Source organism: Saccharopolyspora halophila (genome assembly GCF_039531955.1).
Lineage (GTDB): Bacteria > Actinomycetota > Actinomycetes > Mycobacteriales > Pseudonocardiaceae > Saccharopolyspora > Saccharopolyspora halophila.
In genome coordinates, this window is record NZ_BAAARA010000005.1 from 84,861 (window position 1) to 109,299 (window position 24,439).

General features: G+C 70.7%; 24 protein-coding genes. 11 read left to right on the forward strand and 13 right to left on the reverse strand.

Annotated elements, in window-relative coordinates; all coding sequences use genetic code 11:
- Position 1: 1 nt before the first annotated feature.
- The 3 genes from ABD289_RS10610 to exaC all read right to left on the reverse strand — a co-directional run bounded on the left by ABD289_RS10610 (position 2) and on the right by exaC (position 3,367).
- On the reverse strand, positions 2 to 1,246 hold the full coding sequence (locus ABD289_RS10610) for an iron-containing alcohol dehydrogenase (RefSeq protein ID WP_344129453.1): 1,245 nt from the start codon (positions 1,244 to 1,246) through the stop codon (positions 2 to 4).
- A gap of 217 nt (positions 1,247 to 1,463) precedes the next feature.
- Positions 1,464 to 1,844: a DUF779 domain-containing protein gene (locus tag ABD289_RS10615; protein WP_344129455.1), complete on the reverse strand. Its 381-nt coding sequence runs from the start codon at positions 1,842 to 1,844 to the stop codon at positions 1,464 to 1,466.
- Positions 1,844 to 3,367 (reverse strand): acetaldehyde dehydrogenase ExaC, encoded by a 1,524-nt coding sequence (gene exaC / locus ABD289_RS10620; protein WP_344129457.1) that lies wholly within the window; start codon positions 3,365 to 3,367, stop codon positions 1,844 to 1,846. The genes ABD289_RS10615 and exaC overlap by 1 nt, the downstream gene beginning before the upstream one ends.
- A 194-nt stretch (positions 3,368 to 3,561) precedes the next feature.
- Between exaC and ABD289_RS10625 the strand changes: the two genes are divergently transcribed.
- The gene (locus ABD289_RS10625) at positions 3,562 to 5,064 is read left to right on the forward strand and encodes a helix-turn-helix domain-containing protein (RefSeq protein WP_344129460.1); all 1,503 of its coding nucleotides are present in this window, start codon (positions 3,562 to 3,564) and stop codon (positions 5,062 to 5,064) included.
- 27 nt (positions 5,065 to 5,091) lie between these two features.
- Here the strand turns inward: ABD289_RS10625 and pqqE are convergent, their stop codons facing one another.
- Genes pqqE through pqqB form a run of 4 tightly spaced genes read right to left on the reverse strand, consistent with a single transcriptional unit; the run spans position 5,092 to position 8,034 of the window.
- Positions 5,092 to 6,183, reverse strand: coding sequence for a pyrroloquinoline quinone biosynthesis protein PqqE (gene pqqE / locus ABD289_RS10630; RefSeq protein WP_344129463.1), 1,092 nt, complete (start codon positions 6,181 to 6,183; stop codon positions 5,092 to 5,094).
- A complete protein-coding gene (gene pqqD, locus ABD289_RS10635) occupies positions 6,180 to 6,455 on the reverse strand; it encodes a pyrroloquinoline quinone biosynthesis peptide chaperone PqqD (RefSeq protein WP_344129466.1) in 276 nt (91 codons plus the stop codon). The genes pqqE and pqqD overlap by 4 nt, the downstream gene beginning before the upstream one ends.
- Positions 6,455 to 7,150, reverse strand: a complete 696-nt coding sequence (gene pqqC / locus ABD289_RS10640) for a pyrroloquinoline-quinone synthase PqqC (RefSeq protein WP_344129470.1) — start codon at positions 7,148 to 7,150, stop codon at positions 6,455 to 6,457. The genes pqqD and pqqC overlap by 1 nt, the downstream gene beginning before the upstream one ends.
- Positions 7,147 to 8,034, reverse strand: a complete 888-nt coding sequence (pqqB, locus tag ABD289_RS10645; RefSeq protein WP_344129473.1) for a pyrroloquinoline quinone biosynthesis protein PqqB — start codon at positions 8,032 to 8,034, stop codon at positions 7,147 to 7,149. The genes pqqC and pqqB overlap by 4 nt, the downstream gene beginning before the upstream one ends.
- A 479-nt stretch (positions 8,035 to 8,513) precedes the next feature.
- Between pqqB and ABD289_RS10650 the strand changes: the two genes are divergently transcribed.
- Positions 8,514 to 9,425: a LysR family transcriptional regulator gene (locus tag ABD289_RS10650; protein WP_344129476.1), complete on the forward strand. Its 912-nt coding sequence runs from the start codon at positions 8,514 to 8,516 to the stop codon at positions 9,423 to 9,425.
- A gap of 113 nt (positions 9,426 to 9,538) precedes the next feature.
- Here the strand turns inward: ABD289_RS10650 and ABD289_RS10655 are convergent, their stop codons facing one another.
- A complete protein-coding gene (locus tag ABD289_RS10655; protein WP_344129479.1) occupies positions 9,539 to 10,486 on the reverse strand; it encodes a helix-turn-helix transcriptional regulator in 948 nt (315 codons plus the stop codon).
- A 90-nt stretch (positions 10,487 to 10,576) separates the two neighbouring features.
- On the opposite strand from ABD289_RS10655, the gene ABD289_RS10660 reads away from it, so the two are divergent.
- On the forward strand, positions 10,577 to 10,936 hold the full coding sequence (locus tag ABD289_RS10660; protein ID WP_344129482.1) for a VOC family protein: 360 nt from the start codon (positions 10,577 to 10,579) through the stop codon (positions 10,934 to 10,936).
- Between the two features lie 31 nt (positions 10,937 to 10,967).
- On the opposite strand, the gene ABD289_RS10665 is transcribed toward ABD289_RS10660, so the two are convergent.
- Together ABD289_RS10665 and ABD289_RS10670 are read right to left on the reverse strand one after the other, a co-directional pair.
- On the reverse strand, positions 10,968 to 12,005 hold the full coding sequence (locus ABD289_RS10665) for an L-idonate 5-dehydrogenase (protein ID WP_344129485.1): 1,038 nt from the start codon (positions 12,003 to 12,005) through the stop codon (positions 10,968 to 10,970).
- Entirely contained in the window at positions 12,002 to 13,345 is a 1,344-nt protein-coding gene (locus tag ABD289_RS10670) for an MFS transporter (RefSeq protein ID WP_344129488.1), read from the reverse strand. The genes ABD289_RS10665 and ABD289_RS10670 overlap by 4 nt, the downstream gene beginning before the upstream one ends.
- A gap of 95 nt (positions 13,346 to 13,440) precedes the next feature.
- On the opposite strand from ABD289_RS10670, the gene ABD289_RS10675 reads away from it, so the two are divergent.
- On the forward strand, positions 13,441 to 14,151 hold the full coding sequence (locus ABD289_RS10675) for a GntR family transcriptional regulator (RefSeq protein WP_344129492.1): 711 nt from the start codon (positions 13,441 to 13,443) through the stop codon (positions 14,149 to 14,151).
- Between the two features lies 1 nt (position 14,152).
- Here the strand turns inward: ABD289_RS10675 and ABD289_RS10680 are convergent, their stop codons facing one another.
- From ABD289_RS10680 to ABD289_RS10690, 3 genes are all read right to left on the reverse strand, one after another.
- Positions 14,153 to 14,677, reverse strand: coding sequence for a flavoprotein (locus tag ABD289_RS10680; protein ID WP_344129495.1), 525 nt, complete (start codon positions 14,675 to 14,677; stop codon positions 14,153 to 14,155).
- Between the two features lie 219 nt (positions 14,678 to 14,896).
- Positions 14,897 to 15,760 (reverse strand): DUF6807 domain-containing protein, encoded by an 864-nt coding sequence (locus ABD289_RS10685; RefSeq protein WP_344129498.1) that lies wholly within the window; start codon positions 15,758 to 15,760, stop codon positions 14,897 to 14,899.
- Positions 15,745 to 16,845 (reverse strand): Gfo/Idh/MocA family protein, encoded by a 1,101-nt coding sequence (locus tag ABD289_RS10690; RefSeq protein ID WP_344129501.1) that lies wholly within the window; start codon positions 16,843 to 16,845, stop codon positions 15,745 to 15,747. The genes ABD289_RS10685 and ABD289_RS10690 overlap by 16 nt, the downstream gene beginning before the upstream one ends.
- A 190-nt stretch (positions 16,846 to 17,035) precedes the next feature.
- Here ABD289_RS10690 and ABD289_RS10695 point away from each other — a divergent pair, with 190 nt between their 5' ends.
- From ABD289_RS10695 to ABD289_RS10725, 7 genes are all read left to right on the forward strand, one after another.
- Positions 17,036 to 18,412 (forward strand): MFS transporter, encoded by a 1,377-nt coding sequence (locus ABD289_RS10695; protein ID WP_344129504.1) that lies wholly within the window; start codon positions 17,036 to 17,038, stop codon positions 18,410 to 18,412.
- Between the two features lie 81 nt (positions 18,413 to 18,493).
- Positions 18,494 to 19,501, forward strand: a complete 1,008-nt coding sequence (locus tag ABD289_RS10700; RefSeq protein ID WP_344129507.1) for a LacI family DNA-binding transcriptional regulator — start codon at positions 18,494 to 18,496, stop codon at positions 19,499 to 19,501.
- 141 nt (positions 19,502 to 19,642) lie between these two features.
- Positions 19,643 to 20,791: a Gfo/Idh/MocA family protein gene (locus tag ABD289_RS10705; RefSeq protein ID WP_344129510.1), complete on the forward strand. Its 1,149-nt coding sequence runs from the start codon at positions 19,643 to 19,645 to the stop codon at positions 20,789 to 20,791.
- A complete protein-coding gene (locus tag ABD289_RS10710; RefSeq protein ID WP_344129514.1) occupies positions 20,788 to 21,945 on the forward strand; it encodes a dihydrodipicolinate synthase family protein in 1,158 nt (385 codons plus the stop codon). Before ABD289_RS10705 ends, ABD289_RS10710 begins: the two co-directional genes overlap by 4 nt.
- A gap of 5 nt (positions 21,946 to 21,950) precedes the next feature.
- Positions 21,951 to 22,784, forward strand: coding sequence for a sugar phosphate isomerase/epimerase family protein (locus ABD289_RS10715; RefSeq protein ID WP_425564651.1), 834 nt, complete (start codon positions 21,951 to 21,953; stop codon positions 22,782 to 22,784).
- 185 nt (positions 22,785 to 22,969) lie between these two features.
- Positions 22,970 to 23,776, forward strand: coding sequence for a glucose 1-dehydrogenase (locus ABD289_RS10720; protein ID WP_344129519.1), 807 nt, complete (start codon positions 22,970 to 22,972; stop codon positions 23,774 to 23,776).
- 101 nt (positions 23,777 to 23,877) lie between these two features.
- Entirely contained in the window at positions 23,878 to 24,366 is a 489-nt protein-coding gene (locus tag ABD289_RS10725) for a SixA phosphatase family protein (protein WP_344129522.1), read from the forward strand.
- The last annotated feature ends 73 nt before the right edge of the window (positions 24,367 to 24,439 follow it).

Genomic DNA, 24,439 nt, shown 5'->3' on the forward strand with positions numbered 1-24,439 from the left:
TTCACAGCGCGGCCCGGAACAACCGGGCGATGTCGGCGGCGGTCGCGTCGCGCGGATTCGTGGTCAAGCAGGCGTCCTTGAGGGTGTTGCGGGTCAGCAGCGGGATGTCGGCCTCGGTCACGCCGAGCGAGCGCAGCGTCTTGGGCACCCCGACCACGTCGGCCAGCTCGCGCACCCTGTCGGCGAGTGCGCGCGCGATCTCCGGCGCGGGCACGCCGACCGTCTCGATGCCGATCGACTCGGCCAGCGCGATGTAGCGCTCGGCCTCGGTCTCGGCGTTGAAGCGGATGACGTGCGGGAGCAGGATCCCGTTGATCACCCCGTGCGGGGCGTCCAGCAGCCCGCCGACCTGATGGCTCATCGCGTGCGTGGCGCCGAGGATGGCGTTGGTGAAGGCCATGCCCGCCTCCAGCGCGCCCTGCGCCATCGCGATCCGGGGCTCGGCCTCGGTGGGCCGGAACAGGGTGCGGGCCAGGTTCGCGGTGATCAGCCGCGCGGCGTGCAGCGAGTACTGCTCGGTGAGCCGGTTGTGCGCGCGGGAGACGTAGGACTCGATGGCATGGGTGAGCGCGTCCAGCCCGGTGGCCGCGTTGAGCCAGTCCGGCATGGTGATCAGCAGCCGGGGGTCGACGACCGAGATCTCCGGGACCAGGGTGCGGCTGAGTATGGTGATCTTGGTGATGTGCTCGGTGTCGGTGATGATCGCGAACTGCGAGACGTCGGCACCGGTCCCGGAGGTCGACGGGGCCATCACCAGCGGCGGGATCGGGTGCACGACCTGATCGACGCCTTCGAAGTCGAGGATCCGCCCGCCGTTGCCGGACAGGATCGCCACGCCCTTGGCGGCGTCGATCACCGAACCGCCGCCGATGCCGATGATCACGTCGGCGCCGGACTCGACGTAGCGCCGGTGGGCGGCTTCGACCTCGTGGTCCTTGGGGTTGGGGGTGACCGCGTCCCACACGATCGCCGACAGGCCGACCTGCTCGAGGTGGCCGACGGCTTCGGCGACCCAGCCCGCTTCGGCGAGTCCGCCGTCGGTGACCAGGAACGGACGTCGCGCGCCCAGGCGGCGCGCGCAGTGCCCGAGCTCGGCCAGCGCGCTCGGGCCGAACACGATCTCCGGGACGTGGAACTTCGCGAGCCGGGACGGCTCGCACTCCGGGGACGCGACCTGCGGCCCCGGCAGCTCGGCCGCGGTGAGCTCCTCGTCGCGGGAGCTGGGCACCCGGCTTCGCACTGTCATCAGGCATCCTCCAGGCACCGGTGCGGGGACTGCGCTGCGCGCGCCTCTCGCCGGTCTCATCGGTGGGCCGCTCGGAATCCATCCTAGCCCGGAAAGTGACACGAACCACAGCAAGAGCCCCGGTTGTGTCCTGCATTCGCACCAACCGGGGACGGGCGTGCGGGGGCCGCCCGGCGGCGGACCCCGCAGTCGCCCCGGTCCGCGCGAACCCGGCGGATCACACGAGGCCGAAGGCCTCCAGCTCCCCGTCGGTGAGCAACCGGGAGCGGATCAGGAAGCGGACGCCCTCGGGAGCTTCCAGCGAGAACCCGCTACCGCGACCGGCCACCACATCGATGGTGAGGTGGGTGTGCTTCCAGTACTCGTGCTGCGCCGCCGACATCCACACGCCGATCGGCTCGGGCACGCCGTCCACCTCGAGGTCACCGAGGTGCACGTCGGATCCGCCGGTGCGGAACTCCCCGGCCGGGTAGCACATCGGCGCGCTGCCGTCGCAGCACCCGCCGGACTGGTGGAACATCAGCGGCCCGTGGGTGTCCCGGAGGCTGCGCAGCAGTTGCGCGGCCTCCGCGGACACCGCGACTCGCTCGAAGCCCATCAGAACAGGCCCAGCTTGTCCGGCGAGTAGCTGACCAGCAGGTTCTTGGTCTGCTGGTAGTGCTCCAGCATCATCTTGTGGTTCTCCCGGCCGATACCGGACTGCTTGTAGCCGCCGAAGGCCGCGTGCGCCGGGTAGGCGTGGTAGTTGTTCGTCCACACCCGGCCCGCCTGGATCTCGCGACCCGCGCGGTAGGCCGTGTTGGTGTCGCGAGACCACACCCCGGCGCCCAGGCCGTAGAGGGTGTCGTTGGCGGTCTTGATCGCGTCGGCGTAGTCGTCGAAGCGGGCGACCGACACGACCGGGCCGAAGATCTCCTCCTGGAAGATCCGCATCTTGTTGTGCCCCTCGAACACCGTCGGCTGCACGTAGTAGCCGCCGGAGAGCTCACCGCCGAGGTCGGCCTTCTCGCCACCGGTGAGGACCTTGGCGCCCTCCTGCTTGCCGATGTCGATGTAGGAGAGGATCTTCTCGTACTGGTCGTTGCTGGCCTGCGCACCGATCATCGTCTCGGTGTCCAGCGGGTGGCCCTGCTTGACCGCCTGGGTGCGCGCCACCGCGTCGCCCAGGAACCGCTCGTAGATCCCGCCCTGGATCAGCGCGCGCGACGGGCAGGTGCAGACCTCGCCCTGGTTCAGCGCGAACATCGCGAAGCCTTCCAGCGCCTTGTCGTAGAAGGCGTCGTTGCTGGCGGCAACGTCGTCGAAGAAGATGTTCGGGCTCTTGCCGCCGAGCTCCAGCGTGACCGGGATGATGTTCTCGCTGGCGTACTGCATGATCAGCCGGCCGGTGGTGGTCTCACCGGTGAAGGCCACCTTGCTGATCCGGTCGCTGGCGGCCAGCGGTTTGCCGACCTCGACGCCGAAGCCGTTGACCACGTTGAGCACACCGGGGGGCAACAGGTCGCCGATGATGCTCAGCAGCACGTGGATCGAGGCCGGGGTCTGCTCGGCGGGCTTGAGCACCACGGCGTTGCCCGCCGCCAGCGCGGGTGCCAGCTTCCAGGTGGCCATCAGGATCGGGAAGTTCCACGGGATGATCTGCCCGACGACGCCGAGCGGCTCGTGGAAGTGGTAGGCCACCGTGTTGTCGTCGATCTCGCCGAGGCTGCCCTCCTGCGCGCGGATCGCACCGGCGAAGTACCGGAAGTGATCGATGGCCAGCGGGATGTCCGCCGCCAGGGTCTCCCGGACCGGTTTGCCGTTCTCCCAGCTCTCCGCGACCGCGAGCGCCTCCAGGTTCGCCTCCATGCGATCGGCGATCCGGTTGAGCACCGCGGCGCGCTCGCCCGCGGACGCGCGTCCCCACGCCGGGGCGGCCCCGTGCGCGGCATCCAGCGCGCGCTCGACGTCGTCGGCCGTGCCGCGCGCCATCTCGGTGAAGGTCTCACCGGTCACCGGCGTGGGGTTGGCGAAGTACTGGCCCTTCGCCGGGGCCACGTACTCACCGCCGATGTAGTGGTCGTAGCGGGACTCGTAGGCCACCACGCTGTCCTGCGTACCCGGCGCTGCGTACTTGGTCATGCGCTGCCTCCTGCTCGTGGACGTCTGCCGTCCGCAGCAGCCTGACCCGCCCGACGTTGCAACGGGGTTGCACGCATCACACCGCCGATCGATGGCCTGATCGAACGGACGGTATTGCGCGCGCGGCCTTGTTCCCGCCCGAATCCGTGGTCATCATGACCGCGTCGACGCCGACGTCGAACAGTGGAGGCAGAGTGGAGCTCGACGAGGAGTGCCCTACCGCGACCGTGCTCGCGGATCCGCTCGAATACGCGTCCTTGCTGCAGCGCGTCTGGGACGCGGTGCTGCGCGGGGATCGCGCGCCCCGCTCCCCGAGGGAACTGGTCTCGGCGTCCTGGGAGCGGTCGCTGGCCGCCGACGTCAACCCGGACTCCTGCGAGGCGCCGGTGGTCTGCGAACGCGACCAGGTGCGCGACCTGCGCACCGAACACCCCCTCGCGGAGGCGATTCCGGTGCTGCGGCAGACCGTGCTCGACGTCGCCGACGAGGCGATGCACGTGATGATCGTGACCGATCGGGACGGGCTGATCCTGTGGCGCGAGGGCAACGCGGACGTGCAACGGCGTGCCGACCGCGTCCGGCTCAGCGAAGGCACCCGGTGGGCGGAGGAGGCCATCGGCACCAACGCGATGGGAACCACCCTCGCCGTCGGCAAGCCGGTGCAGATCTACTCCGCCGAACACCTGGTGCGCACCTACCACGACTGGACCTGCGCGGCGAGCCCGATCCACGATCCCGACAGCGGTGACGTGCTGGGATCGGTGGACATCAGCGGTCCGCTGCGCACCGTGCACCCGGCGATGGTGTCGCTGGTCAGCGCCGCCGCCCAGCTCGCCGAGAGTCACCTGCGCGCCAGGATGGCCGCCCGCGACGAGCGGCTGCGGGCCAAGAACATGCCGCACCTGCGGGCACTGCGCGGCGAGGCGGGGGCGCTGCTGACCGGAACCGGCCGGGTGCTGGCCGTCGAACCCGGGACCGCGGTGCGACTGCCCGAACGCGTCGACATCGCCGACGAGCGGGTCACCCTCGGCGACGGCCGGGAGGCCGTGCTGGAGCGGCTGGCCGAGGGCTTCCTGCTGCGGCTGCCGGGAACGACCACCACGCGGTCGCGGCCCCGGCCGGTGCTGTCGCTGTCGTTCCTGGACGCCGCGGGTCCGCGGGCGGTGCTGGACGGCCGCGAGATCCCGTTGTCGTTGCGGCACGCGGAAATCCTCACGCTGCTGGCGATGCGCCCCGCCGGCCTGACCGCGGACCGGCTGGCCCTGCAGCTCTACGGCGAGCGGGGCAACCCGGTCAGCGCCCGCGCCGAGATCCACCGGCTGCGCGCGCAGCTGGGCGAGCACGTCATCTCGACCAAGCCCTACCGGCTGCACGCCGAGGTCGACGCGGACTTCCTGACCGTGCGCGGCGCGCTGCGCGAGGGCGACGTCCGCGCGGCCGCCGAGTCCTACCGCGGACCGCTGCTGGAGGACAGCGAGGCGCCCGCCATCCGGGACGTGCGCGAGGAGCTGTTCGCCTCGGTGCGCAACGCGGTCCTCGACCGCGGGGACGTGGAGGCGCTGTGGTCGCTGTTCGACAGCCACCCCACCGAGGATCTGGAGGTGCTCGGGCAGCTGGCGCACCGGCTGCCGCACCACGACCCGCGCCGCCCGCTGGTCACCGCGCGGATGGCGCAGGTGCTCGCCGTCGAGCAGTGATCCGGGGCCGGCCGGGCGCGAACGGGCTCACCCGGGCGGTCGCCCGCGCCCGCGGTAGGCGGGTTCCGGGGCCGGCGCATCGCTGTTGGCCCGTTCGACGGCCGTGCGGATCAGATCGTGGTCCGGCGAGTACACGCAGACCGGATCGGTGCGCGCGGCGTCGCCGGTGAGCGCGAACGCCTGGCAGCGGCAGCCGCCGAAGTCGATCTCCCGGCGATCGCAGCTGCGACACGGGTCGGGCATCCAGTCGGTGCCCCGGAACGCCTGGAACGCGGGGGCTTCCTCCCAGATCCAGGCCAACGAACTGCTGCGCACCGAGGGGAACGACAGGGAGTCGATGTCCGCAGCGACCGGGCACGGGTAGACCATTCCGTCCGGTGCCACGGTGAACGCGCTCTGCGCCCAGCCGCCCATGCACGGTTTCGGGTAGGACTCGTAGTAGTCCGGCAGGATCCACAGCAGTTCCATCCGGCTCGCGAGCTCCTCCTTGCGGCGGCGGTAGACCGCCTCGGCCCCGGCGAGCTGCTCCCGGCTGGGCAGCAGCAGGTCGCGGTTGCGCAGGCCCCAGCCGTAGTACTGCGTGTTGGCCAGCTCCAGGCGCTCGGCGCCCCAGGCGTCGCACAGGTCGATGATCGCGTCCAACCGGTCGAGGTTGAGCCGGTGCAGCACCACGTTCATGTTCAGCGGCAGCCCGGCGTCGCGGATGATCCGGGCCGCCAGCGGCTTCTTGTCGAACCGCTTGCTGTCGGCGATCCGCTCGGTCGATTCCGGGGTGTCGCCCTGCACGCTGAGCTGGGCGCTGTCCAGCCCGGCGGCGACCAGTCCCTTCGCCCGGACCTCGGTGAGCCCGAGCCCGCTGGTGATCAGGTTCGTGTAGAGGTCGAGACCGGCCGCTTCGGCGACGAGTTCCTCCAGGTCGCCGCGCACCAGCGGTTCGCCGCCGGAGAAGTGCACCTGCACCACGCCGAGATCCGCGGCCTCGCGGATGACGCGCACCCAGTCGGCGGTGTCCAGCTCCTCCTCCCTGGCGCGCAGTTCCACCGGGTTGGAGCAGTACAGGCAGTGCAGCGGGCACTGATGGGTCACCTCGGCCAGCAGGCCGTACGGAGGGTTGGTCATACCGTCACCACCCAGCCACGTTCTCGCGCGTCGCGCAGGAACCCCAGCACGTCGTCGGCGAGTCCCGTGGTGTCGAAGTCGTGCTCCAGCTGCGCGATGATCTCCGCGGTGGTGCGGGTGCCATCGCACAACCGCAGGATCGCGGCGCTGGAGGTGTTGAGCTCCACCACCCGCTCGGGCAGCAGCAGCATGTCGGTCTCGCGGACCTTGTCGTAGCGGAGCTTGCCCTTGGGCACCAGCCGCGGCGTGGCGGTCGAGTTCGGCTCGGTCATCACGAACTCTTGCCGAAGGCGAGTTGCACGGAATCCAGCAGGCTCCACAGGACGTCGCACTTGAACTCCAGCGCCCGCACGCACGCCTCCTGCTGCTGCCGGGTCTCGGCGTTGTCGAGCACCAGGCCCAGCAGGTGCTCGATGTCGGCGGGCTGCTGGGTCAACCGCGTGCGGAAGTACTCCAGGCCCGCGTCGGAGATCCACGGGTAGTGCTCGCTCACGTCGGTGATCCGGCGGCTGAGCAGGTCCGGGGCGAACAGCTCGGTCATCGCCGAGGCCACCGCCTCCAGCCAGGGCTTGTCCCGGCAGAACTCGACGTAGGCGTCGACGGCGAACCGGACTCCGGGCAGCACGGTGCGGGTGTCGTGCAGCTCCGCGCGGGTGAGCCCCACCGCCTCGCCGAGCCGCACCCAGCGTTCGATCCCGCCCTCGGTGGTCTCGGTGCCGTCGTGATCGGTGATCCGCTTGATCCACTTCCGACGGTGCTGCGCCCCGGGGAGCTTGGTGAGGATGAAGGCGTCCTTGATCGGCAGGTTCAGCTGGTAGTAGAAGCGGTTCCGCACCCACCCGCGGAACTCCTCCTCGGTCAGGTCACCGGCGTGCATCCGCTCGTTGAACGGGTGCAAGTGGTGGTAGCGCTGCTCGCCGACCGCCCGCAACTCCGCCTCGAACTCCGCAGTCGTCCACGGTTTCAAAGCTCGACCTCCAAACCGGCGTAGCCCACCTCGATGCCCAGCTCCGCCAACCAGCGGTGTTCGGCGGTGTTCTCGTCGAGGATCGGGTTGGTGTTGTTGACGTGGATGTAGGTCTTTCGGCCGGGCAGCTCGGCCAGGCGCCGCGCGGAGCCGCCGGAGCCACCGACCGGCATGTGGCCCATGGACAGCCCCGGCTGAGAACCGGTGCCCTGGTGCCGCATCTCGTCGTCGGTGAAGAAGGTGCCGTCGCAGAACACGCAGTCGGCCTCGGCCACCTGCTCGGCGAACGCCTCGTCCCAGCGCGGGACCGTCGGCGCGTACACCGCGGTGCCGCCGGTGACCACGTCCCGCAGCAGGTAGCCGAGCTCCCACTCGGTCAGTTCCGAATCGCCCACGTAGCGCGGGGGTTTGCCGCCGGTCACGAACGGGGTCGCCTGCAGGCGCTCGTCCAGGTCGATCGGCTCGCCCGGTTTGACGGCGACCCAGTCGATCGTGGCGTAGTCCGACAGCAACCCCTGCACCGGGAAGTGCCGTTCGAGCGCTTCCAGCGCAGCGGACGTGCCGTGCACCGTCAGGTGCGATCCTTCGCGCAGCATCAGCAGGCCGATCGTGTGATCGAACTCCGCGTCGGTCAGCAGCACCCCGCGCACCGGGGTATCGCGCGGCCCCGGTCCCGGATGCAGGCTCGGGTCCGCGGCGATCTGGTGGTGCACGTCCGGGGTGGCATTGATCAGGAACCAGCGCTCCCCCGTTCCGGAGACCGCGAGCCCCGCGTGCATCGAGGACCGTCCCGGAGCGTCGCGGGCCCGGCGGCAGCCGCCGCAGGCGCAGTTCCACTGCGGGTAACCGCCGCCTGCGGCGACTCCGAGGCAATGCAGCAGCACCGGTCAGCTCCGGTGGAAGTAGCCGGTGGCCTCGGCGCAAACCTCGACGACGGTGTATTCAGGCTTTTCCCAGGTCATGCGATCCTCCCTAGATCGGCGTAGATGCTTCGAGCGTCATTGATCAGCGCTTTCGGTGACAACCCATCGGCAACCAGCGGGCGCCGATCACCGACCAGAGGTGTCGTTTCCGAGATGAGCGGTCGCCCTCCGCGAAGCGGACCGAATGCGTTCCGCATCGACCAATCGCAGGCCGACTCCGGTACGCACCACCGGAAGCGGATCTTCCGCTCTGCATTTCCCTCACCTGCACACTGTGCGCCTCGCACGGGCCCGCAGCGACCGCACGCGGCCACCGCGACCGGCGTTCGCCCGCTTCGCGGCCCGCGTTGATCTCGGTTCGGCGATTCCGGTGACGAATTCGCATTCCGCCCACCGATTCGAGGGATCTGCGCGAGCGCCACGACGATTAGCATTCCGCCATGCTGCTGCGGCAACTCGAATACCTCACGACTCTCGCTCGCGAGCGCCACTTCGCCCGCGCCGCCGACGCCTGCTACGTCTCGCAGCCCGCCATGTCCGCGGCGATCCACAAGCTCGAGGCCGAGCTGGACGTCCAAATCGTGCAGCGCGGCAACCGCTTCATCGGTTTCACCCCGGAGGGCGAACGGATCCTGCAGTGGGCCTACCGCATCCTGGCCGAGCGGGACGCCCTGATCGACGACGTCGGCACCATGCGGGAAGGCCTCAGCGGGCGGTTGCGCATCGGCAGCATCCCCACCGCGCTCTGCGTGGTGCCGATCCTGACCTCCCTGCTGTGCCAGGCCCAGCCGCACGTGCGGATCATGGTGACCTCGCAGACCTCGATCGAGATCCAGCGCGGCCTGTCGCAGTACGGTCTGGACGCCGGGGTCACCTACATCGACAACGAACCGCTGGCCAACGTGCGCACGGTCCCGCTCTACCCCGAGCGGTACCTGCTGCTCGCCGACGAGAACCAGCTGGCGGGCCGCACGAGCGCGACCTGGGCCGAAGCCGCCGAGTTGCCGCTGTGCCTGCTGACCGAGGACATGCAGAACCGCCGCATCCTCAACTCGGTCTTCGAGCAGGCGCTCGTCAACCCGCAGCCGGCGGTGGAGACCGACTCCATCAGCGCGCTCTACTCGCACGTGAAGGAGGGACCGTGGGCGACGGTCCTGCCGCACACCTGGCTGCTGCGCTTCGGCGTCCCGGACGGGATGCGCGCGGTCCCGCTCGCCGAACCGGACATCCGCAAGACCATCGGGATCGTCCTGCACGAGCGCGACCCGGAACCCATCCTGGCCAAGGCGCTCATCGACACCGCCCAGCGCATCGATCTGCAAGCGATACTCGATCTGCCAATGCACGACTAGGGGCTGTTCGGGGATCGCGCCCGTCGCGGTACGGGCCTCGGCCTCGCGCGGAACCCCCGACGTCTTCGCGGAGCACCGAGGCGCCGCAGCGCGAGCCGGTTTCCCCAGGGGTGCTAGGTCTGCGAATACCGGTCGAGGAGCTCGGCGGCGAGTTCCCGGATCCGGTCGCGCGCCTCGGGCGGATCGGTCACCGTGAGGTTGCCCGCGAACGGCAGCAGCTGGCGCACGTCCTCGAGCTCGCGGCACGCCACCGCGATCGCGACCCGGTCACCTCCGCCGGAGTCCCGCACCGTCAGGCGCGAACCGAGGATGCGGTGGGCGCGGTCGAGCTGATAGGCGTCGAGTACCGCGTGGATCTCGAAGGAGTCGAGCTCCTCCCAGCGCGCGGTCAGCTCCCGCGCCACGCCCTCGAGGGTCCGCCCAGATCGGAGCCGCCGCGGCACCCTGGTCGCCCGCCAATCGACGAGCCGTTCCAGCGAGTACAACCGCGCGACCCCGGAGCGGTCGGCGACCAGGTACCAGCGGCCCGCCTTGGCCAGCAGCCCGTAGGGATCTACCAGCTGCCAGACCGGTACGGCCGCTTCGGACCGCCGGTAGCGGACCCGCAGCCGCACGCCCCTGCGCACGTCACCGATGAGCGCGCTCGGTTCGGTTCCCCGGCGCTCGGGACCGAACCAGGGCCGGTTGTCGGTGGTGACGACGGCGCTGATCGGCAGCGGCGTCGCGGAGTTCCTGCGCGCCGCGATCTTCTCCCGCGCTCGACGAGCGTCGCTGGCCGCGCCCAGCTCGAATCGCTGCTCGTCGTCGAGCCCGTTCAGCGAGAGGTGGTCCCGATCGATCGGCGTCAGCCGTGACGTGTCCAGCGACCCCCCGGGCAGCAGCCGGACCCCTCCCCGGCGTCCGCGCTGGACCACCAGCGGGAAGCCCGCCTCCTGCAACCACTGGAGATCGCGCAGCGCGGTGCGCACCGACACTCCGGCCTGATCGGCGAGCTCGCCAGCGGTGAGCACTTCTCGGGACTGCAGCGCCAGCAGCAGGGCGAAGAATCGATCGGGGGTCACCTGCCAACCGTCCCATGAAACACGACGGGATCCGTCATGTTTGCCCGGCAGTCTTCGCGCGTCGCATCCGCAACGACCCGAGGAGTCCGCGTGCCGGTCCCGAACATGTTCATCGTCCACGTCGCCGACGTCGCGGCGTCGGCGCGCTTCTACTCGGACCTGTTCGACATGTCGCCGAGCTTCGAAAGCCCCCGTTTCGTCACGTTCGGCCTCGGCGGCGGCGTCGAGCTCGCGCTGTGGAGCGGGGCCTCGCAGGAGTCGGTTCCCTCGCGAACCGGCGAGGTGTGCCTGAGGCTGCCGGACGGGGCCGATCGCATCGACCGGTGCCACCGGGAGTGGACCCGCAAGGGAGTCGAGACCGTGCGCGAACCCCACGACGAGGTCTTCGGGCGCACGTTCGTCGTCGCCGATCCCGACGGCAACCTGATCCGGGTGGCACCGGTCGACTGATCCGCAGTCCGGCGCGCGGACGGGCGCTCGGCTAAGCGGCCGTGCACCCGTCCAGCCGCAGCATCACCTTGCTGCTGCCGGTGGCGCGGTCGGCGGCCGTACCCAGGGCCTCCTCCACCGCTTCGAGCCCGAAGGTGTGCGTGATGAGCGGTCCGACGTCCAGCCCGTCGCGCATCAGCTCCAGCGCCGCGGTGATCTCGTCGACGAAGCGGTACGAACCGATCCAGGTGAGCTCGCGGGTGACCAGGTCGCCGAGCGCGGCAGGCGCGGGATCACCCGGGAGGTTGCCCACCTGCACGACCGCGCCGCCGCGGGCGGTGGCGCGCAGCACCGGGCCGATGGCCGCGGGCACGCCCGAGGCCTCGAAGGAGAGGTCGGCATCGGTGGGCAACTCCTGCCCCGAGGACAGGTCGCGGGTCTCATCGGCGCCCATCCGCTCGGCGATGCCCAGCGAGGTGGCCGCGAGATCGCTCGCGATCACCACCGCACCCCGCCGCTTGGCCGCGGCCACCACGAGCGCGCCGATCGGCCCGCATCCGTTGACCAGCACGGTTCGTCCCCGCAGCTCGCCAGCTCGGTTGACGGCGTGCAGGGCCACCCCCAGGGGCTCTGCCAGCGCGCCGTGCAACGTCGAGACGCCCCCCGGCAGCGGCCGGATCTGCTCGGCGGGCACCGCTCGGTACTGGCTGAACCCGCCGTCGGTGTGCGGCTCGAACGCCGCCGAACCGAAGTAGCGCACGTGCGAGTGCAGGTTGCTGCGCCCGGCGATCCGCTCCGGTAGCGCCGGGTCGCCGACCAGTTCGGCCGGGTGCGCAGTCACCGCGTCACCGACCTCCAGGCCGGAGACCCCCGGGCCGACGGCGGCGATTCGTCCGGCGACCTCGTGGCCGAGCACCATGGGGTGCCGCAGCACCGCGGTCCCGGTGCCGCCGTGGCGCCAGTAGGAGATGTCGGATCCGCAGATGCCGCCCCACTCCATCGCCACCAGCACTTCACCGTCCCCGGCGACGGGATCCGGTACCTCGGCGACCCGGACGTCCCCCGCTGAGTGCGCGACTACGGCCTTCACAGCGCATCCTCCAGTCGAACCAGGTCGCGGCCACGCGTCTCGGGTGCCAACCAGGTGGCCACGAAGGTGATCAGCGAGTAGGCGATGAGCATCGCCGCGATCGGCCACCAGTGCTGGGTCCAGGCGGTGAGCCCGGCCGCCATCACCGGTCCCACCGCGGTCGCGAGCGTGCCGCCGATCTCCTTGGCCACGGCCAGCTGGGTGAACCGGTTGCGGGAGCCGAACAGCTCGGCCATCGTGACGCTTTCCACCGAGAACAGGCCCAGCACACCGATGTTGAGTCCGAGGATCATCGCGATGGTCAGCGCGATGACGTTGCCGCTGGCGATGGTGGCCATCATGGGCACCGCCAGCACCGCGGTGAGCAGGCTCAGCGCCAGGTAGGTGGGCCTGCGGCCGACCCGGTCGCCGAGCATGCCGACCAGCGGGACGGTGGCGAAGCCGAGGATCGAGCCGTAGACCACGGCGTTGGTCGGCACCGATCGTTCGATCAGCAGCGTCGAGGCGACGTAGCCGACCAGGAACGTCTGCACCAGACCCGAGTTGCCGGCCTGCCCGAAGCGCAGGCCCAGCGCGATCAGGAAGGAACGGCCCTTGCGCTGCTTGAACCCGGCCTCGATGGCATTGGAGGGCGCGTCGTCCTCGCCGGCCGCCTCGGTCCGCTCCTCGAAGACGGGGCTCTCCCGCAGGTTCGACCGCATCCACACGCCGAAGAGCAGCAGCACGAAGCTGAGCAGGAACGGCAACCGCCAGCCCCACGCGACGACCTGCTCCTCGGAGAGCACCGCGAGCAGCACCGCCCACAGCCCGGAGGCGGCCAGCGTGCCCGAGTTGGTGCCCAGCGACACCAGCGAGGAGACCAGTCCGCGTCGCTTGACCGGCGCGTACTCGACGAGCATCACGGTCGCGCCCGCGATCTCCGCGCCGGCTCCGAATCCCTGGATCAGCCGCAGCACGACCAGCAGGATCGGAGCCGCGATGCCGATCGTCTGGTAGGGCGGCAGCACGCCGATCAACGTGGTGGAAGCACCCATGATCGTGATGGTCAGGAACAGGACCTTCTTGCGCCCGATCCGGTCGCCCATCCGCCCGAAGTACACGGCCCCGATCAGCCGTGCCACGTAGCCGACGCCGTAGGTGGCCATCGCCGCGATCAGCCCGATCGCCGGGCTGACGTCCGGGAAGAAGATCTTGTTGAACACGATGGCGGCCGCCAGCGAGTAGAGCTGGAAGTCCATGAATTCCATCGCCGTGCCCAGCCAGCCCGACACGGCCGCCTTGCTCAGCTCGCGCGTGCTGCGACGCGCCGCACCCGGCGGCGACTGGGTGCTGTCGACCATCGTGGCTCCTTTGCTGCACGATCAAACTGCTATGTCAGTGCTGGTATACAAGCACTGATCCACCAGCCCGGTCAAGGTTGGATATGATTCGTCCCGTGGCCGATTCCAACAAGCAGTCCAACCGCCGCGTCATCTACGAGACGCTGCGCCGCAAGGTGCTGACCCTGGAACTGCGACCGGGCGAGTCGCTGTCCGAGAAGGATCTCGCCGCGGACCTCGGCGTCAGCCGCACCCCCGTGCGCGAGGGCCTGATCCTGCTGGCCGAGGACGGGTTGGTGCAAGTGTTCCCGCAGATCGGCTCGTTCGTCTCGCGCGTCGACATGCAACGCGTCACCGACGCCCAGTTCCTCCGCGAAGCCGTCGAGCTCACCGCGCTGGAGGACGTCCCGGAGAGCCCGGACGCCGGCCTGCTCGACGAGCTCGACGAGAACCTCGCCGCGCAGCGCTCCGCGGGCGAGGACGTCGAGGAGTTCTTCACCCTCGACGAGCGGTTCCACCACACGCTGCTGCGACTCTCCGGGCACGAGAGGGCCTGGCCAACGGTCGTATCGGCCAAGGGGCACCTGGACCGGGCCCGCAGGCTGGGCCTCTACGAATCCAGCAGCCCGCGGGTGTTCGCCGACCAGCACGTCGAGATCCTGGAAGCGGTCCGCCACCACGACCTCGCGCTCGCCCGCACGACCATGCGCCACCACCTGCGCGAGGTCTTCGCCGACGTCGAGCGCATCCGCGCCCGCAAGCCGGAGCTGTTCGCCTCGGAAGCCGGCACCGCCCCCGTGCGCAAGACCGTCACGGTCTGGGAGTGATTCACCCGGTCCGGCCGGAAACCTCGTCCACGACGTCGAGGACCGCGTTCCACGGCAAGTCCGAATCAGGGCCCGCGAGCACGTGGACCCCCGCGCCCCGCAAGGTCTCGACGTGCGAGCTCCACGCGGGATGCCGCGCGTGCGCGGCGTTGATCCGCGGGAACACCACGACGGGAACCGCCTGCTCCCCGACCGCCTCGCAGGCCGCGGTGAGCGCCTGGTTGTCCGCGATGCCGAGGGCGAGCTTGGCGACGACGTTCGCCGAGGCCGGGCACACCAGGTAGCAGTCGGCGGGTGGATGCGGGCGCGGCTCCGTCGGCAGCCGGGCAGCGACCCGGCACGGCAGACCGGTGACCCGTTCGATCTCGTCGCGCTCTCCGCAGTGCTCCAGCCAGCTCCCGGCCGTGGGTGTCAGAGTCACGGCCACTCGCCAGCCGCGAGCGAGCGCCGGTTCGACCAGCGACCGGCGGAGGCTCTCCACACCACCTGCACCGGAACCGATCAGCGCCAGATCTCGCGTGTGCACGCCTCGTTCCTCTCCACCCGGCTCAGAACTCCCGCGGGATCGTCGCGGTCACCGCCGGCCGAGCGGAAGCGGTCGATGGTCGGGAGTGCCGCGCCGCTCGCGGTCGGCCCCCGCGAGCGGCGCGGCGATCGTCACGGCGCCTCGTCCGCAGCGCGCGGCCACGGCACGCCGCGGGCCGGCCCGTCGATCCACCGAGGAAACCCCTCCGGACAGCAGAAATCAGGTGACATCATCGGTCTTCGAGCCCGGTCGTGCGGCTTCGGCCCAGGACGCGACCCGCTCCGCGTCCAGGACGCCGTCGGCGACGAGCGCTCGCAGACCCCGGGTCAAGGACTCGCCCGCGCCCAGCCGCACGGGCGCCACCGGAGCCAGCTGAGAGCCCACCCCGGGGTAGCCGTCGACCCGGACGAACCACGGATCGGCGCGGGTGGCGGTATCCGTCCCGGTCAGCGCCAGGGTGTAGTCGCGGTCGGTCCAGGCCACCCACGGGCTGACCGATCCGTGGATCTCGGACTCCCCGGCCGCCGTCGCGGCGAACACGCGTGGTTCGGCCACCGGGGGAAGCCGCCAGAACATGCCGCCGTAGCCCGCTCCGGTCCGGCCGTTGGTGGCCGGGCTGCCGAGCGCGATCTCGCGCTCGGTCGCGTTCGCGAGCGTGGTGGTCAACGACAGCTCCCAACCGGAATCGACGGGGCGGGCCAGCACGCTGCGGGATTCGTCCAGCAGCACCTCCCCGGCTCCGGAGCGCCAGCGCAGGCGTTCCTCGAAGCCGTCCGCGCGCATCACCGGAAACGACGCGTGCTCGATGCGCCCGTGGTCGTCCAGATCCACGTAGCCGCGGTCGCGCACGAAGGTCCGGCCGCCCCAGAAGTTCCAGCCGTCCACGTCCTGCAGCGCCACCGACAGCCCCAGGTGCCACGGGTGGTCCTCCGGATGGACGTCGGTGATCACTCGCCCGGCCAGCGTGCGAACGGGGTGCAGGTGGGGGCGGGGCCCCAGGTGCTCCGGAAGGTCGGCGCCGTCCGCGTGCTCGACGACCGCGACATCGTTGACCCGCAGCGGATCCATCATCGTCCCATCCATGCCAAATCCATCGTGGACAGTGCTGTCAGCTCGTGCGCGACCCGGACCACGGCTTCGGTCGCACCCGGAACGACGTGCAGCGGATGCTCGCGATCCCGTTCGACCCGCCGGTAGCGCGGAGCGATCTCCCGCGGCTCCGGAGCCGACCGCACGGCTTCCAGCACCCGCATGAACGGCCGCGTCGCTTCCGGCGGAACCAGCAACCGCGCACCCTCCCGGACGTGCGCGACGAGGTTCTCCAGGAGATCGGTGCTGCCGTGCTCGGTGCGCACTACCCCCTCGTCCGTCTCCAGCCGCACCCTCCCCCGGCGGTACTCCAGGACGATGCGGCCGCGCGCGCCGTGCACGATGACGTGCGGCTCCACCTCCCGCTCGGCGCACAACGTCGCCGCCACCGCGATCGGCGTGCCGCGCGCGGAGACCAACCGCAGGCAGGAGGTGTCGTCGGCCTCGATGTCGTTGGCCCGGTACAGCTCCACGTCGAGCTCGCGCGGTTCTCCGGCGCTCCCGTCGATCGCCAGGGCGTTGGCGATGGCGTGCGCGAACGGATTCGTCAGCGCGCCGTCGACAACGGGAATCCCGTCCAAGGTGCGGCATCCCGCCCAGCGCGCCCTGCCGTAGTAACCGGTGTCGCGCTGCCAGGCGCCCGCCGCACCGATGCCGCGGACCGCTCCGATCGCACCCTCGTCGATCAGCGCGCGCACGTGCGACAGGGCGTGCGAGCCGAGGCTCTGGAAACCGATCTGGCAGACCCGGTCGGTGGCTTCGAAACCCGCTGCCAGCCGCTCGAATTCGGCCAGAGTCGGCGCGGGCGGCTTCTCCAGCAGCACGTGCGAACCGTGCTTCGCCGCCGTCAGCGCCAGATCCACGTGGGTGTGGATCGGCGTGCACACCACGGTCACGTCCGGCCGCACCCGCTCGAGGAGCTCCTCCAGGTCCGCTGCCGTGGGCACGTCGGTCTCAGGCGGCCGCAGATCGCAGATCCCCGCCAGCCGCGCGGCCGGACTCAACCGCTCCAGATTGCGCAGATGCCACCGCCCGTGCCCGTGCACCCCGGCCAGCACGACGCTCGTCGCCTCGGTCATCGTTCCTCGCAAGTCCTCGGATCGTCGCGATCCTACCGAGCGGGAAAGCGCATTCCAAGGGTTCCGGGAAACCAGCGCCCGAGCGCCGTCGCGGTGTTGACAGGGGCGCCCACCCGGCTGCTCAATGGAAAGCGCTTACCCAAGCACCGGTATCGGGACAACGACGTGACCGCATGGCCGAGGAGCGACATTGACAAGCGAAACCGGGGAATCCCCACCCCGTTCCAGCGACGCCGCCCAGACCCGCAAAGCCGCCGCCAGCGGCTGGATCGGCAGCGCCCTGGAGTACTACGACTGGTTCGTCTACGCCCAGGCGGCCGCGCTGATCTTCCCGACGGTGTTCTTCCCGGAGGGCAACGCCACGGTCGCGCTGGTGTCCTCGCTGGGCACCTACGCGGTCGGTTACGTCGCGCGGCCGATCGGCGCGCTGGTCTTCGGGCACTGGGGTGACCGCCGGGGCCGCAAGAACGTGCTGGTCCTGGCGATGCTGATGATGGGCCTGTCCACGTTCGCGGTGGCCCTGCTGCCGACCTACCACCAGGTGGGGCTGCTGGCCCCGGTGCTGCTGGTGCTGCTGCGGTTCGTGCAGGGCTTCGCCGTGGCCGGCGAGCTCAGCGGCGCCAGCGCGATGATCGCCGAACACGCTCCGTTCGGCAGGCGCGGCTTCTACGTGAGCTTCAGCCTGCACGGCACCCAGGCCGGGCAGGTCATCGCCGCCGCCGTGTTCCTGCCGCTGTCGGCGGTGCTGTCCGACGAGGCGTTCAACTCCTGGGGATGGCGGATCCCGTTCCTGCTCAGCGCGGGGGTCGTGTTCGCCGGGTACCTGATCCGGCGCAAGGTCGACGAGACCCAGACCTTCTTGGAGAACACCGAGAAGCCCGCTCGCCCGCCGGTCGTCGAAGTGCTGCGCACCAGCGGCGCCGACGTGCTGCGCGCGATCTGCATGACCATGGTCAACGTGATCGGCGTGGTCGTGTCGGTCTTCGGCGCCGCCTACGCCACGCAGCCGGGCTACGGCATCGAGATGGACCGGAGCATCTACCTCTGGATCCCGGTGGTGGCCAACTTGGTGGCGTTGCCGTTCATCCCGTGGTTCGGCTCGCTGTCGGACCGCTTCGGCCGCCGTCCGATGATGATCACCGGCGCGCTGGGTTCGGGCCTGCTCTCGCTGGTCTACCTGTGGTCGGTCAGCCACGGATCGGTGCTGCTGACCATCGTGCTGGCGATCTTCACCTGGGGCATCTTCTACCAGATCTGCAACGCGACCTTCGCGTCCTTCTTCCAGGAGTTGTTCCCCGCGCGCACCCGCGTGACCGGCTTCGCCATCGCGCAGAACGTCGGCCTCACCCTCACCGCCTTCCTGCCCAGCATCTTCACCCTCGTCGCTCCCCCGGGTTCGGCGAACGTGCCGCTGGTCGTCGGCGGGCTGTGCCTGGGCATCACGGTGCTGGCGGCGGTGGCGGCCTGGACCGCCAGGGAGACGCACCGGGTCCCGCTGGAACAGCTCGGCGAACCGGACGCGGTCCCGCTGCCGCGCGAGGAGTTCGAGCGGCTGCGGGCCGGCTGACGCCACAGTGGACCGCGCGCCTGCCCGGGCGCGCGGTCCTGCCGTTATCCTGGGGCTCCGCAAACCCCAGGAAGGAGCGGTGTGCCCGCACGAGCAGCGACCCTTACCGATGTCGCCAAGGAGGCGGGGGTCTCCCTCGCCACCGCATCGCGCGCGCTCAACGGCAGCGACCGGGTGGTACGCGCCGAGCTGCACGCCCGCGTGCTGGAGGCCGCCAACCGGCTCGGCTACACCCCGAACGCCCAGGCCCAGTCGATGGCGCGCGGCTCCAGCGATCTGGTGGGACTGCTGGTCAACGACATCGCCGACCCGTACTTCTCCACCATCGCCGCAGGGCTGGCATCCGCCGCTGAGGAGCAGGGCCTGCTGGTGATGCTGTGCAGCACCGGCGGCGACCCCGGTCAGGAACTGGAACTGCTGGCCGCGCTGCGGCGTCAGCGGGGTCGCGCGATCGTGCTCGCGGGCAGCCGCATCGACGACCGCGCCCACCTGCGGAAGCTTTCCGAGCAGGTGGATCCGTTCATCGAGGCGGGCGGCCGCGTGGCCGCGATCAGCGAGCCGAAGCTGCCGGTGGACACCGTGGTGGTGGACAACAAGCGCGCCGCCCGCGATCTCGCGGTGCGCATCGGCGAACTCGGCTACCGGCGACCGGCCGTCCTGACCGGCCCGGACGAGCTCCTGGTCTCGCGCAACCGCCGCGACGGGTTCGCCGAAGGCTGGACCGGCGACGCACCGATCGTCGTCGCCGACGAATTCAACCGCGACGGCGGTTTCAACGCGATGCAGCGTCTGGTGGATTCCGGACCCGAGGTCGACTGCGTCTTCGCGGTCAACGATCTGATGGCCATGGGCGCCATGGCGGCCTGCCGCGACCGCGGCATCGAGGTCCCCCGGGACCTGGCGGTGGCCGGGTTCGACGACATCTCGACGCTGCGCGATGTCACCCCCGCGCTGACCACCGTCCGCCTGCCGCTGACCGAGATGGGCCGGATGGCGCTGGAGATGGTCCTCAACGATCCGGTCGCCAAACCCCGGCGGCGCAAGGTCCAGGGCGAGGTCATCGTCCGGGAGAGCACTCCGGCGCGCTGACCGCTGCGCCGTCGTCCCAGCGCTGCGGTTCGCACCTCGCCCGGCACCGGGATCCGGAACCTCGCGCGCGACCAGGCTTGTGTTGGCTCGTGGCTTGCGGCTACCGTTTTGGTAAGCGCTTTCCTAAGGAGCTGATGAGTCATGGCCGAGCGACGGTTGGGCGTCGTGATGAACGGCGTTACCGGGCGGATGGGTTACCGGCAGCACCTGGTGCGCTCGGTACTGGCGATCCGGGAGCAGGGTGGCGTCGAGCTCAGCGACGGCACTCGCGTGCTGCCCGAGCCCGTTCTGGTGGGACGCAACGCGGAGAAGCTGGAGGACATCGCCAAGCAGCATGGCGTGGAACGCTGGAGCACCGATCTGGAAACCGCGCTGTCGGGGACCGAGGAGATCTACTTCGACGCGCAGCTGACCTCGGTGCGCGAGTCGGCGATCCGGGCGGCCATCGCGGCGGGCAAGCACGTCTACACCGAGAAGCCGGTCGCCGAAGACGTCGACGGGGCGCTGCGCCTGTCCCGCCTCGCCGCCGATGCCGGCGTGAAAACCGGTGTGGTGCACGACAAGTTGTACCTGCCCGGACTGCTGAAGCTGCGCAGGCTGGTGGAATCGGGCTTCTTCGGGCAGATCCTCTCGGTGCGCGGCGAGTTCGGCTACTGGGTGTTCGAGGGCGACACCCAGCCGGCCCAGCGCCCCAGCTGGAACTACCGCGCCGAGGACGGCGGCGGGATGACCAGCGACATGTTCCCGCACTGGAACTACGTGCTGGAGAACCTGTTCGGCCGGGTCGAGGCGGTCACCGCGAAGATCGTCACGCACATCCCGCAGCGCTGGGACGAGCGGGGCGAGTCCTACGACGCCACCGCCGACGACGCCGCCTACGGCATCTTCGAGCTCGCGGGCGGGATCGTCGCGCAGATCAACTCCTCCTGGGCGACCAGGGTGCACCGCGACGAGCTGGTCGAGTTCCACGTCGACGGCACGCACGGCAGCGCGGTCGCGGGCCTGCACAAGTGCGTGGCCCAGCAGCGGATGCAGACACCGAAGCCGGTGTGGAACCCGGACCTGCTGGAACCGACCCCGTTCCGGCAGCAGTGGTACGACGTGCCGGACAACCAGGAGTTCGACAACGGCTTCAAGGCCCAGTGGGAGCAGTTCCTGCGCTTCGTCTGCGACGACGGCGAGCATCCCTACGACTTCGCGGCCGGGGCGCGCGGTGTCCGGCTGGCCGAAGCAGGGCTGGCCTCCTCGCGCGAAGGCCGCCGGATCGAGCTCGGTGAGGTGACGTCGTGAGCGCACTGCTGCTGCCCCGCTCCGACGGCACGTTCGTGGAGCACGCGGTCTCCGCGCCGCGCGACTGGCCGAAGCCGGAGGGTCCGCTGCGCAGCCGGGTGGCCTACGCCGCCGCGCACGTGGTTCCCCGGGTGCTCGGCGAGAACGTGCCCGGTGCCGCCGCCGACATCGACTGGGACGCCACGCTGGCCTACCGGCACCGGCTCTGGGAGTACGGCCTCGGGGTCGCCGAGGCGATGGACACCGCCCAGCGAGGCATGGGGGTGGGCTGGGAAGCGGCGGCCGAGCTGATCCGCCGCTCGGCCGCCGAGGCCCGCGCGGCGGGCGGCCGCATCGCCGCGGGAGCCGGCACCGATCAGCTCGCCGAGTGGACCGACGTGGAGGCCGTGCTGGCCGCCTACCGCGAGCAGTTCGAGGTCGTCGCGGGCAGCGGCGCCCGGGTGATCGTGATGGCCTCGCGCGCGCTGGCGCACGTGGCGCGTTCTGCCGAGGACTACGCGCGGGTCTACGGCACGCTGCTCGACGAGGCCGACGAGCCGGTGATCCTGCACTGGCTGGGCCCGATGTTCGATCCCGCGCTCGCCGGGTACTGGGGCAGCGCGGACATCCCGACCGCGACCGGGACGTTCCTGGACATCATCCGGGCCCGCCCGGACAAGGTCGATGGGGTGAAGGTCTCGCTGCTCGACGCCGAGCACGAAGTGGCGCTGCGCCGCGAGCTGCCCGAGGGCGTCCGGCTCTACACCGGGGACGACTTCAACTACCCCGAACTCGTCGTGGGCCAGGGCGCCGATCACTCGGACGCGCTGCTGGGCATCTTCGCGGCCATCTACCCGGCGGCCTCGGCGGCGATCCAGGCGCTCGACCGCGACGATCCGGCCGCAGCGCTGTCCATCATGGACAGCACGAAGGAACTGGGACGACACATCTTCCAGTCCCCGACCTACTACTACAAGACCGGTATCGCGTTCCTGTCCTGGCTCAACGGTCAGCAGCCGGGCTTTGCGATGGCGGGCGGTCTGCACTCGGGGCGTTCGGTCCCGCACCTGGCCGAGGTGTTCCGGCTGGCCGATCGAGCCGGGCTGCTGGTCGATCCCGATGCCGCGGTCGAGCGGATGCGCGGGTTCCTCGCGGTGAACGGGGTGGCGCAGTGACCGATCTGGGCAGGTTGTCGCTGAACATCGCGACCACCAAGAAGCTGAACCTGGCCGAGGCCGTCGACGGCGCCGCTCGCGCCGGGCTGCCCGCGGTCGGGCTCTGGCGCGACCGGGTGCACGAGGTCGGGCTGGACGGCGCGGCGAAGCTCGTCCGGGACGCGGGCCTGCGGGTCTCGACGCTCTGCCGGGGCGGGTTCCTCACCGCGGCGGACCCCGCCGGGATCGAGGCCGCGATGGAGGACAACCGAGCTGCGCTCGACGAGGCCGCGGCGCTGGGCACCGACTCGCTGGTCATGGTCGTGGGCGGCCTGCCCGAGGGCGATGTGGATCTCGCCGCCGCTCGGCGACGGGTCGCCGACCGGATCGCCGATCTCGTGCCGCACGCGCGGGATCGCGGGGTCCGGCTGGTGCTGGAACCGCTGCACCCGATGTACGCCGCCGACCGCGCGGTGATCTCCACCTTGGAGCAGGCGCTGGACCTGGCCGCCCCGTACCCGGCCGATGAGGTCGCGGTCGTGGTCGACACCTTCCACGTGTTCTGGGACCCCGCGTTGCCCCGCGCCGTCGAGCGCGCGGGCAGGGAGGGGCGCATCGCCTCCTACCAGGTCTGCGACTTCAACCTGCCGATCGCCGCCGACGCGCTGCTCTCCCGCGGCATGATGGGCGACGGCGTCATCGACTTCGCGCCGATCACCCGCATGGTGACCCAAGCGGGGTACACCGGTGACATCGAGGTGGAGATCTTCAACGCCGAGCTCTGGGACACCCCGGCCGAATCGGTCCTGCAAACCACGATCGACCGCTACCGCACCCTGATCCTCCCCCACCTGCACTAGCCAACCCCTTCCTCCGAAACCCCAACACCCTCACCCGATCGCTCCAAATCCAAGAAAACCCTCGAAAACCCACCCCCGAATTCCAGGGAATTCCGCACCCCGAATTCGCTGGAATTCGGGGTTGTGGAGGGGTGCGGGGTTCGGGTTAGCTTGCCTAGCAAGTGCTTGGTTTGGAGGAGGTTCGGATGGGGGTATCGCCGTTGTTCCGGTTGGACGGGCGTGTCGCGCTGGTTTCCGGAGGTGGGCGCGGCATCGGTGCCGCGACCGCGTTGGCGCTGGCCGAGGCCGGGGCCGACGTGGCCGTGCTGTCCCGCACGCCCGAGCAGATCGAGGAGGTCGCCGAGCGGGTGCGCGCGTTCGGGCGGCGGGCACTGGCCATCCCGACCGATGCCGGGGACGAGGAGGCCGTGGCATCGGCGGTGAACCGCTGCGCCGAGGAGCTGGGACAGCTGGACGTGCTGGTCAGCGTGACCGGCGGGGCGATGCCGCGGCCGTTCACCGACACCCACGACGGCGCGCTGCGCAAGTCCTTCGAGCGCAACGTCGTGGACGGCATCCGCCTGGTCCGCGAGGCGGTACCGCACCTGACCCGCTCGGAGGCGGGCAGCGTCGTGCTGGTCTCCAGCTCCACCGGCCACCTGTCCGGCCGCGGCTACCTCGCCTACGGCACGGCGAAGGCCGCCCTCGACCACGCGGTCCGGTTGCTGGCCGCGGACCTCAACCCGCGCATCCGGGTAAACGCGGTGGCTCCCGGCGCGATCCGCACCGAGGCGCTCGAGGTGGTGGCCAACGACCCCGAGCTGAAGTCCACGCTGGAGCAGCACACGCCGTTGCGCCGCATCGGCGATCCCGAGGACGTCGCGGCGGCCATCCTCTACCTGGCCAGCCCGGGCTCGTCGTACGTCACGGGTCAGGTGCTGGCCGTCGACGGCGGCCTGACCACCCCCAACCTCCCGATGCCCTTCCCGGACGTCGAACCCGCCGCCGAGTAGCGCGCGACGAGCGTCCGCCACGCGCCGTTCCACTACGCGTCACCTGAACCGGGTTGGGTACTGTGGACGAGGATTCAACGGCGAACTTAGTGGGATGCGACATGGCGGACGCCCGGCGGAAACTGATCCTGATCCGGCACGCGAAGTCGGCTCATCCCGACGGAGTCGACGACATCGAGCGGCCGCTGGCCTCCCGGGGCGAGAAGGACGCCCCCGCGGTCGGCCGGTGGCTGCGCGAGAACGCCCACGCCATCGAGGACGTGCACTGCTCGCCGGCCACCCGCACGCGGCAGACCTGGGAGCTGATCCAGTCCAAGCTCCCGGCCGGGCCGGTGGTGAACTTCGACGAGCGGATCTACGAGGCCTCCGGCACCGAGTTGCTCACCGTGGTCCGCGAGATGCCGGTCAACGCGATGACCGTCGCGATCATCGGCCACAACCCCGGGCTCGAAGACCTGGTGCAGCTGCTCACCGGTGAGCACGTCGAGCTCAAGACCGCGACCGTGGCGCTGCTGCACAGCGAGCAGGGCTGGGCGGACGCGGATGAATCCTGGGCCTCGGCCAGCACTTTCGCCAAGCCGCGCGGCTGACCGGCCGGGCTTCGCGCGAGACCGCTCCAGTGGTCCGGCGCACAAAAGCCGTGCCGCGCGGCCGAGCGCCTGC